Source organism: Sphingomonas sp. CCH10-B3 (genome assembly GCF_001556185.1).
GTDB lineage: Bacteria > Pseudomonadota > Alphaproteobacteria > Sphingomonadales > Sphingomonadaceae > Sphingomonas > Sphingomonas aquatica.
The window spans coordinates 1-8,590 of the sequence record NZ_LSIJ01000066.1 but is presented as its reverse complement, the minus strand read 5'-3'; the positions used below and the strand labels follow the sequence as shown (position 1 = coordinate 8,590).

The following is an 8,590-nucleotide window of genomic DNA, read 5'->3' as shown; positions in this document are numbered from 1 at the left end:
GCCCCCCTCACCCCCGCAGCATCGCCACCAGCCAGTCATTCGCCAGCACATCGATCACCAGATGCACGCGGGGGCTCGCCCCCTCGTTCACCGCCGCATGCGTGTCACTCAGCCGCAAATACCATAGCTCACCAACTTCCATCGGCACTGCCTCGCCACTCAGCACGAAGCGCACCCCCGGATTGGTCGCGATCGGCAGGTGCAGCCGCGCGCGGCCCTGCTCGGCGGCGAGATCGAGGTCCTCGTGGGGCAAGATCGCCGAACCCGGCCCCAGCCGCATCAGCCGCACGCTCTGCACCGAGCAGCACAGCGCCGCCACCGCCGCGCGCATCGCAGGAACACGCGCCATCAGCGGCGTGTCGACCCACTCGGTCGCGGTGGGATTGGCGTAGATCAGCCGGATCGGATGCGTCTCCCCCGCTGCCGCGCGCAAGGCCATCGCCGACGAGTCGCCCCGATAATTTCCGCTGACAGAATGCGGCTGCCAATGCCCGCGCTCGATCAGCGCCAGATCGGCGGCGAGCGCAGCGGCATCGAAGGCGGGCGCCAGCCGCTTGCGATCGGGAATCGAGCCGAGAGAATCGAAGCAAAGCCGAACATCGCGCAAGGCTGAGCGTGCTGTTGCCGGGCGACAACGCCGGGCGTCAACAGCTGGTCGAGCCAGCAGTCACGCCGCCACGTCGAATATCCGTTCAGCCATATGCTTCACTCCCCAGTCGCGCATGGCATGCAACACGGGTTCCAGCGACCGCCCATGCGGCGTCAGCCGATATTCGACGCGCGGCGGGACTTCAGCATAGACGCGGCGCTCGACAATGCCGTCGGCCTCGAGTTCGCGCAGTTGGCTGGTCAGCATCTTCTGCGTTACCCCCGCCGGAACGCGCCGCCGCAACTCGTTGAAGCGCAGCACATCGGCTTCGAGCAGCCGGAACATGATGACCGGCTTCCACCTGCCGCCAACGACCGACAAGGTTGCCTCGACCGAACAGCCAAACGGGCGGTGAACCAGTTCTTCAGTATCCATTTGGGTACTACCTTACGAAATCGTGCGTACTCGCATATTCTGCAAATAGGTCGATATCGGCGGCACCACAACCGGAGTATCTGCCATGAAGCAAATGACCCTGAAGACCTTCGCCGCCGACGCGCCCTTCATCGCGGTTGAGGCGACACCGCGCCCGCTTGGCGACAATGACGTGCGCATCGCGATCCACGCCGCCAGCATCAACCCGCTCGACACCAAGCAACGCAGCGGCGCCTATGCTGCCATCGTCAACGACCAGGCAGTGCTCGGCGCCGATTTCGCAGGTGTGATCACCGAAGTCGGCGCCGCCGTCGCCGGCTTCGCCGTTGGCGACATTGTCTATGGCTGCGCGGGCGGGCTGACCGGTCGCGACGGCGCCTATGCGACCGAGATGGTCGCCGACTTCCGGCTGATCGCTCATGCCCCGAAAAGCCTTTCCATGCGCGAAGCCGCTGCGCTGCCGCTGGTTGCGATCACGGCATGGGAAGCGCTGGTCGACCGGGCACGCGTCAAGCCCGGCGATCTCGTTCTCGTCCATGGGGCGGCTGGCGGCGTCGGCCATATCGGCGTGCAGCTTGCCCGCGCGATGGGCGGCATTGTCCACGCCACGGTCTCATCCGAAGCAAAAGCAGTGATCGCGCGCGATCTCGGCGCCGATGTCACGATCAACTACCGCGAGCAGAGTGTCGCGGATTATGTCGCGCAGGCCACAGGCGGGCGCGGCTATGGGGTGGTGTTCGACACCATCGGCGGCGACAATATCCAACCCGCGATCGAAGCCGTAGGCGACAACGGCAATGTCGTGACCATCGTGTCGGGCGGCGCCAGTGCCGATCTGTCGAACCTGATGCCTCACAATGCCTCGCTCCATGTCGTGTTCATGCTCGTGCCGATGCTGCGCAACCGCGATCTGGAGCGGCATGGTGACATCCTCGCGCGCGTTGCCCGGCTGGTCGATGGCGGACGCGTAAAGCCGCTGGTCGACCCGACCCGCTTCACGCTCGATGATCTCGCCGCCGCGCATGACCACCTCACCAGCGGCAAAGCGATTGGCAAGGTGGTGATCGACGTCGCCTGACACGGCGGCATTCAGCGAGCCTTTTGAAATCGGCAAGGCTGGGCTATCGCCGTGACGATGATCCGCCTTGCCATTTTCGATTGCGACGGGACGCTCGTCGACAGCCAGCACAATATCTGCGCTGCGGTCGAGGAATCCTTCGCCAGCAATGGCCTGATCGCACCGCCGCGCAACACGATCCGGCGGATCGTGGGCTTAAGCCTCGTCGAGGCGATGCGGATGCTGCTGCCCGATGCCGAAGAGGCGCTGCACCAGCAGGTTGCGCAGGACTATAAGGATGCGTTTTTCCGCATGCGCTCGGCCGGCGCAATGGCTGAAGAGCCGCTTTACGACGGCATTGCCGATCTGCTGGCAGCACTTGCAGCGCAGGGCTGGCTGCTGGGCGTCGCCACCGGCAAGTCCGATCGCGGGCTCGCGCATATCCTTGCGCACCACGGCATCGCCGGACATTTTCTGACGCTTCAGACTGCCGACCGCCACCCGTCGAAGCCGCACCCCTCAATGATCGAAACCGCGATGCGCGACGCGGGCGCTGTTGCGGAACACACCGCGATGATCGGCGACACCAGCTTCGACATGGCGATGGCGCGTGCAGGCGGCGTGCGCGCGATCGGCGTCGGCTGGGGCTATCACCCGCCCGAGGAACTGATCGAAGCCGGTGCGCATGTCGTGGTTGACGACGTCGCCGCGCTGGCCGTGGCGCTGGAGCGGCCATGACCGAGGAAGATCGCACTGCCCAGACGCGCTATTATCTGATGACGCTCGCGCGGATCGCGGGCGCGGGTGGCGCGGTGTTCGGCATCGTCCTGCTCGCGCGCGCGGTCGAGTGGCCGGAGCGAGCGGTCGGCCTTGCGCTGACTCTCGCGTCGCTGTGGGAAATGGCTATCGTGCCGCGCGCGCTCGCAGCCCGCTGGAAGAGCCCACCCGAACCGTGAAACGCTTCTGGACGAATGTCGATGTGACGGCGCACGGGGGCATCGCGCTCGACGGCAAGCCGGTCCGCACGCCCAGCCGCGCGCCGCTCGAGCTTCACTCGCGCAAGCTCGCCGAGGCCGTTGCCGAAGAGTGGCGCGCCGTTGCAGAAGAAATCGATCCACGCCTGATGCCGCTGACCGGCCTCGCCAATGCCGCGATCGACCGGATCGCGCCCGATCCGGCGACGTTCGCGGCAGGGCTTGCGGCCTATGCCGAAAGCGACCTGCTCTGCTACCGCGCCGACAGCCCCGCCGAGCTTGTCGCGCGGCAGGTGGCGGCGTGGGACCCGCTGCTTGAGTGGGCGCGCGCGACCTATAGCGTCGATTTCGTGGTGGTGACGGGCATCATCCACCGGCCGCAGCCGCCCGCAACGCTCGCGCGGCTGGCAGCGGCGGTTGCCGCGCTCGATCCCTTCGAACTCGCCGCGCTGTCGCCGATCGTGACAATCAGCGGATCGCTGGTCGCCGCGCTCGCGCTCGCCGAGCGGGCCGCCGATCCCGAAGCGGTGTGGCTGGCGTCCGAACTCGACAGCGACTGGCAGGCCGAGCAATGGGGCGAGGACGATCTGGCGATCCCGGCGCGCCAGGCCCGGCGGCGGGATTTCGAGGCGGGGGTAAAGCTATTGGGATTGCTGCGATAAGCCATCTAAGCCCCTCCCCTTCAGGGCAGGGGCAGGGGTGGGGACTATCCACGAGCGATGCGCTCTGCGAGGCATCCCCACCCCTGCCCCTCCCCTAAAGGGGAGAGGTTGAGACACAAACCCGCCGCTATTTCATCAAATGCCGGATAAACCCGATCAGCCCGGTCTGGCGCGATCGTTTGAGCCGCTCGGCTGCGAGGATGGTCTGCACGTCGCGGAAACACTGGTCGACGTCGTCGTTTACAAGCACATAGTCATAACCGTCCCAGTGGCTGACTTCGGCGGCCGCGCGCTGCATCCGTGCCTCGATCACCTGCGGCGTGTCGGTCGCGCGGCGGACGAGGCGCTCGTTCAGCTCGGCCATCGACGGCGGCAAGATGAACACGCGCACGACATCGCCACCGGCGATCTGGAACAGTTGCTGCGCGCCCTGCCAGTCGATGTCGAACAGCACGTCCTTGCCGGCGGCGAGCAGCGCATCGACCTGTGCGCGCGGCGTGCCATAGCGATGGCCGAAGACATGCGCCCATTCGAGGAATTCGTGGTTCGCGACCATCTCGCGGAACCGGTCGAGGGTGACGAAATGATAGTCCTTGCCGTCTTCCTCGCCGGGGCGGATCGGACGGGTGGTTGCCGACACCGACATTTCGAGATCGGGTTCGGCTTCCAGAAGCATCCGCGCGATTGTCGACTTGCCCGCGCCCGACGGCGACGACAGCACGAACAACACGCCGCGGCGCTGAAAGCCGTGGGGATCATTGGGTCGGTCCATGCGCGCTAGTGGCGCGGGCGCAGGCACGTCGTCAAGGGGGCGATCACACCATCGTTTCGGGGCGGACCAGCCGGTCGAAGGTTGCGGCGTCGACCAAGCCGAGCGCAAGCCCCGCTTCACGTAGCGTCAGGTCATGGGCATGCGCGTGCTTGGCGATCTTGGCGGCATTGTCGTATCCGATCTCGGGCGCGAGCGCCGTCACGAGCATCAGCGAGCGATCGACCAGCTCGGCGATGCGCGCGCGATTGGGCTCGATGCCGTCGACGCAGCGCTCGGCGAAGCTCGTCATGCCGGTGGCGAGCAGATCGATCGAGCGCAGCACATTGGCGGCGATCATCGGCTTGAAGACGTTGAGTTCGAGGTGCCCCTGCATCCCGCCGACGGTGATGGCCATGTGATTTCCGATCACTTGGGCGGCGACCATCGTCAGCATTTCGCACTGGGTCGGGTTGACCTTGCCGGGCATGATCGAGCTGCCGGGTTCGTTTTCAGGCAGGGAAAGTTCGCCGATCCCCGCACGAGGGCCGGAGCCGAGGAGGCGGATGTCGCTGGCGATCTTGGTCAGCGCCACGGCGAGGGTGTTGAGCTGACCCGAAAGATTTACCAACGGATCGTTCGACGCGAGCGCTTCGAACTTATTTTCGGCCGTGCTGAAGGGTCGGCCCGTGAGCACTCTGACCGCAGAGACGAAGTCATCCGAAAAGCCTTTCGGCGCGTTGAGACCGGTACCGACGGCGGTACCGCCTTGGGCTAGCGCCGCAACCTCGCCAAGTGGTCCGCTGAGCCGCAATCTGGCAAACTCGATTTGCTTGGCATATCCGGAGAATTCTTGGTCGAGTGTCAGCGGTGTTGCATCCTGCAGATGCGTCCGGCCAATTTTGACGATCCCCGCGAAGTCATCGCACTTTTCCAGGAGAGTTTGCAGCAGATCGTCGATCGCCGGATAGAAGCGCTCGTATAGCGCCAACGTCACGGCAATATGCATCGCCGTCGGAAAGCTGTCGTTCGACGACTGGCTCATATTGACGTGATCATTGGGGTGGACCGGCGCCTTGCCGCCGCGACTGCCGGTGAGCATTTCGTTGGCGCGGCCCGCGATCACTTCGTTGACGTTCATGTTGGTCTGGGTGCCACTTCCCGTCTGCCAGATGACGAGGGGGAACTGGTCGTCGAGCTTGCCGCTCGCGACTTCGGCTGCGGCGGCGTCGATCGCATCGGCGATGTCGGCGGGCAGGCCGTGGGCGCGGTTCACCCGGGCGGCCGCCTGTTTGACGATCGCGAGCGCATGGATGATCTCGATCGGCATCCGCTCGCGCGCGCCGAACGGGAAGTTGGCGATGCTGCGCTGCGTCTGCGCGCCCCAATAGGCGGCGGCGGGGACTTCAATGGGGCCGAACGAGTCGGTTTCGGTGCGGGTGATGTCGGCCATTGTCCTTCTCCGTCATGCTGAACTTGTTTCAGCATCCATCCCGCCACGGGCAGCGCCGGATTTGTGGAAGCTTGGACCCTGAAACAAGTTCAGGATGACGGTTTCGAGACCAGCGCTATTTCTTCCGCTTGAAATCCACCGACACCACGTTCGATCCGTCGTCGCGCGGATCGCCGTCGTTTTCGGCCTCGTCATGCGGCTCGGGCTCGTCGGGGCCATCGGCGGCCTGGAAACGCAGTTCGAAATTGACCGCAGGATCGTGAAACCCGGTGATCGCCGAATACGGAATGACCAAGGTCGAGGGCACCTGGTTGAAGCTCAGCCCCACCGAAAAGCGCGCCTCATCGACCTTCAGGTCCCAGAATTTATTCTGGAGCACGATCGTCATTTCGTCCGGAAAACGCTCGATCAGGCGCTTCGGGATTTCGACGCCGGGCACCTGCGTCTTGAAAGTGATGTAGAAATGATGGTCGCCGGGCAGCCCGCCGCCGCCCGCAATCGAGCCGAGCACGCGCCCGACGACGGCGCGCAGCGCTTCCTGCACGATCTCGTCATAGGGAATCAGGCTGTCGGGCAGTGCATCACTCATTCTGCATTGGACTAGCGCACCCAGCCCCATCGTCAAGATTGCGCGTCCGCCATCAGCCGCTATGGGAGGGCAATGCGTCGCGCCACTATCTCCCGCACCACCAAGGAAACTTCGATCGATGTGACTGTCGATCTCGACGGCACCGGCCAATATGCCGTGTCGACCGGGATTGGCTTTCTCGACCACATGATCGAGCAGTTGTCGCGCCATTCGCTGATCGACATCGACCTGAAAGCGGTCGGCGACCTGCACATCGACCAGCATCACACGACCGAGGATTCGGCGCTCGCGATCGGCGAGGCGGTGGCCAAGGCGCTCGGCGACAAGGCCGGCATCCGCCGCTACGGCGACGCGCTGTCGCCGATGGACGAAACGCTGACGCGCGTCGCGCTGGACATTTCGGGGCGGCCGTACCTCGTTTGGAAATCAGCCTTCTCGACCACACGGCTGGGCGAGATGGACACCGAATTGTTCGAACACTGGTTCCACAGCTTTGCGCAGACCGCGGGGCTGACGCTTCACGTAGAGACGCTTTACGGCCACAACAACCACCACATCATCGAAAGCGCCTTCAAGGGCCTTGCGCGCGCGCTGCGCACCGCCGTCGAGATCGACCCGCGCAAGGCGGGCGCGATCCCTTCGACCAAGGGCGTACTGTAGCGATGGCGGAGCGAATCGCGCTGATCGATTACGGCGCGGGCAATCTTCATTCAGTCGCGAACGCACTGAAGGCAGCGGGCGCGGGGACAGTGGAGATTACCGCGAGCGCCGCCGTCGTCGCCTGCGCCGACCGGATCGTGCTGCCGGGTGTCGGCGCGTTCGGGGCGTGCGCGGCGGCATTACGCGCGCTGCCGGGAATGACCGAGGCAATGACGGTGCGCGTCATCGGCGGCGGGGTGCCGTTCCTCGGCATTTGTGTCGGCATGCAGCTGATGGCCGATCGCGGGCTGGAGTTCGGCACGCATCCGGGCCTCGGGTGGATTTCGGGCGAAGTCGGGCTGATCGAACCCGCCGATGCGGAGGCCAAGATCCCGCACATGGGCTGGAACGACGTCGTCCCCGCAAAGCCGCATCCGCTGATCGAGCCGGGCGAGGCCTACTTTCTCCACAGCTACGCTTTCAGCGGAAGCGACGTGGTGGCGACGACCGCGCATGGCGGGCCGGTGGTCGCGGCGATCGGCCGCGCGAACATGCTGGGGGTGCAGTTCCATCCGGAGAAAAGCCAGCGCTACGGGCTGGCGCTGCTGGAGAGGTTTTTGAAGTGGCGGCCTTAAAGTGCAAATTCCTCCCCCAGACGAGCTGGGGGAGGATCAGGTGACCCTCATCGTCTTCCCCGCAATCGACCTCAAGGGCGGCCAGGTCGTCCGCCTTGCCGAAGGCGATATGGACCGCGCGACCGTGTACGGCGACGATCCCGCCGCGCAGGCGATGATCTTTGCCGGGCAAGGCGCCGGGCATCTCCACGTCGTCGACCTCGACGGCGCATTCGCAGGCGATTCGGTCAATGGTGAGGCCGTGAAGGCAATCGTCGAACGCTTCCCCGGCCATGTCCAACTCGGCGGCGGCATTCGCAGCCGCGCAAGCATCGAGCGCTGGTTCGATCTCGGCGTGGCGCGCGTCGTGATCGGCACGGCGGCGCTGGAGAACCCGGCGCTGGTGCGCGAGGCCGCTCGCGACTTCCCCGGCGGCATCGTCGTCGCGGTCGACGCGAAGGGCGGCATGGTCGCGACCAAGGGCTGGGCCGATGTCTCGACCACCAGCATCGTCGATCTCGGCCGCCAGTTCGAGGATGCCGGGGTCGCCGCCCTCCTCTTCACCGATGTCGGGCGCGACGGGCTGCTCAAGGGCGTCAACATCGAAGCGACGGTCGACCTCGCCCGCGCGGTCGACATCCCGGTGATCGCGAGCGGCGGCGTGAAGGGGATTGCCGACATCCACATGCTCGCGCTGCATGCGAAGTCGGGGATCGAAGGCGTTATCACCGGCCGCGCGCTTTACGATGGGCGGCTCGATCTGGCGGTCGCGCTCGAAGTGGCGCGGGCGGCGTGAGGGGGGGCGGTTTCTCGAGCCCCTCCCCTTCAGG

General features: G+C 65.6%; 12 protein-coding genes. 7 read left to right on the top strand and 5 right to left on the bottom strand.

The window, feature by feature from the left end; translation table 11 throughout:
• Positions 1 to 7 precede the first annotated feature (7 nt).
• Together AX672_RS11695 and AX672_RS11690 are read right to left on the bottom strand one after the other, a co-directional pair.
• Entirely contained in the window at positions 8 to 607 is a 600-nt protein-coding gene (locus AX672_RS11695) for an aspartyl/asparaginyl beta-hydroxylase domain-containing protein (protein ID WP_168727453.1), read from the bottom strand.
• 60 nt (positions 608 to 667) lie between these two features.
• Positions 668 to 1,024, bottom strand: coding sequence for a winged helix-turn-helix transcriptional regulator (locus tag AX672_RS11690; protein WP_066651614.1), 357 nt, complete (start codon positions 1,022 to 1,024; stop codon positions 668 to 670).
• Positions 1,025 to 1,109: 85 nt separating this feature from the next.
• On the opposite strand from AX672_RS11690, the gene AX672_RS11685 reads away from it, so the two are divergent.
• The 4 genes from AX672_RS11685 to AX672_RS11670 are packed head-to-tail and all read left to right on the top strand — an operon-like array spanning position 1,110 to position 3,717.
• A complete protein-coding gene (locus AX672_RS11685; RefSeq protein ID WP_066651612.1) occupies positions 1,110 to 2,102 on the top strand; it encodes a zinc-dependent alcohol dehydrogenase family protein in 993 nt (330 codons plus the stop codon).
• A gap of 57 nt (positions 2,103 to 2,159) precedes the next feature.
• Positions 2,160 to 2,819: an HAD-IA family hydrolase gene (locus tag AX672_RS11680; protein ID WP_066651610.1), complete on the top strand. Its 660-nt coding sequence runs from the start codon at positions 2,160 to 2,162 to the stop codon at positions 2,817 to 2,819.
• The gene (locus tag AX672_RS11675) at positions 2,816 to 3,037 is read left to right on the top strand and encodes a hypothetical protein (RefSeq protein WP_066651608.1); all 222 of its coding nucleotides are present in this window, start codon (positions 2,816 to 2,818) and stop codon (positions 3,035 to 3,037) included. The genes AX672_RS11680 and AX672_RS11675 overlap by 4 nt, the downstream gene beginning before the upstream one ends.
• Positions 3,034 to 3,717, top strand: a complete 684-nt coding sequence (locus tag AX672_RS11670) for an ATP12 family chaperone protein (RefSeq protein WP_066651606.1) — start codon at positions 3,034 to 3,036, stop codon at positions 3,715 to 3,717. Before AX672_RS11675 ends, AX672_RS11670 begins: the two co-directional genes overlap by 4 nt.
• A gap of 127 nt (positions 3,718 to 3,844) precedes the next feature.
• On the opposite strand, the gene gmk is transcribed toward AX672_RS11670, so the two are convergent.
• The 3 genes from gmk to AX672_RS11655 form a co-directional block, all read right to left on the bottom strand.
• Positions 3,845 to 4,489, bottom strand: coding sequence for a guanylate kinase (gmk, locus tag AX672_RS11665; RefSeq protein ID WP_066651604.1), 645 nt, complete (start codon positions 4,487 to 4,489; stop codon positions 3,845 to 3,847).
• Between the two features lie 43 nt (positions 4,490 to 4,532).
• Positions 4,533 to 5,918: a class II fumarate hydratase gene (gene fumC / locus AX672_RS11660; RefSeq protein WP_066651602.1), complete on the bottom strand. Its 1,386-nt coding sequence runs from the start codon at positions 5,916 to 5,918 to the stop codon at positions 4,533 to 4,535.
• A gap of 115 nt (positions 5,919 to 6,033) precedes the next feature.
• Positions 6,034 to 6,507: an SspB family protein gene (locus AX672_RS11655; protein ID WP_066651600.1), complete on the bottom strand. Its 474-nt coding sequence runs from the start codon at positions 6,505 to 6,507 to the stop codon at positions 6,034 to 6,036.
• Positions 6,508 to 6,579: 72 nt separating this feature from the next.
• Here AX672_RS11655 and hisB point away from each other — a divergent pair, with 72 nt between their 5' ends.
• From hisB to hisA, 3 genes are read left to right on the top strand one after another with little or no spacing between them, the layout of a single operon-like run.
• Positions 6,580 to 7,167 (top strand): imidazoleglycerol-phosphate dehydratase HisB, encoded by a 588-nt coding sequence (gene hisB / locus AX672_RS11650; protein WP_066651598.1) that lies wholly within the window; start codon positions 6,580 to 6,582, stop codon positions 7,165 to 7,167.
• Positions 7,168 to 7,169: 2 nt separating this feature from the next.
• Positions 7,170 to 7,781 carry an imidazole glycerol phosphate synthase subunit HisH gene (gene hisH, locus AX672_RS11645; protein ID WP_066651596.1) on the top strand — a complete coding sequence of 204 codons (612 nt, stop codon included), beginning with the start codon at positions 7,170 to 7,172 and terminating at the stop codon, positions 7,779 to 7,781.
• Positions 7,782 to 7,821: 40 nt separating this feature from the next.
• Positions 7,822 to 8,556: a 1-(5-phosphoribosyl)-5-[(5-phosphoribosylamino)methylideneamino]imidazole-4-carboxamide isomerase gene (gene hisA / locus AX672_RS11640; protein ID WP_066651594.1), complete on the top strand. Its 735-nt coding sequence runs from the start codon at positions 7,822 to 7,824 to the stop codon at positions 8,554 to 8,556.
• Positions 8,557 to 8,590: the final 34 nt, after the last annotated feature.

Bases quoted from the DNA above. Each gene is read 5' to 3' on its own strand.
- fumC (WP_066651602.1), bottom strand. From the start codon at position 5,918: ATGGCCGACATCACCCGCACCGAAACCGACTCGTTCGGCCCCATTGAA.
- AX672_RS11655 (WP_066651600.1), bottom strand. From the start codon at position 6,507: ATGAGTGATGCACTGCCCGACAGCCTGATTCCCTATGACGAGATCGTG.
- hisH (WP_066651596.1), top strand. From the start codon at position 7,170: ATGGCGGAGCGAATCGCGCTGATCGATTACGGCGCGGGCAATCTTCAT.
- AX672_RS11685 (WP_066651612.1), top strand. From the start codon at position 1,110: ATGAAGCAAATGACCCTGAAGACCTTCGCCGCCGACGCGCCCTTCATC.
- AX672_RS11680 (WP_066651610.1), top strand. From the start codon at position 2,160: ATGATCCGCCTTGCCATTTTCGATTGCGACGGGACGCTCGTCGACAGC.
- gmk (WP_066651604.1), bottom strand. From the start codon at position 4,489: ATGGACCGACCCAATGATCCCCACGGCTTTCAGCGCCGCGGCGTGTTG.
- hisB (WP_066651598.1), top strand. From the start codon at position 6,580: ATGCGTCGCGCCACTATCTCCCGCACCACCAAGGAAACTTCGATCGAT.
- AX672_RS11675 (WP_066651608.1), top strand. From the start codon at position 2,816: ATGACCGAGGAAGATCGCACTGCCCAGACGCGCTATTATCTGATGACG.
- AX672_RS11690 (WP_066651614.1), bottom strand. From the start codon at position 1,024: ATGGATACTGAAGAACTGGTTCACCGCCCGTTTGGCTGTTCGGTCGAG.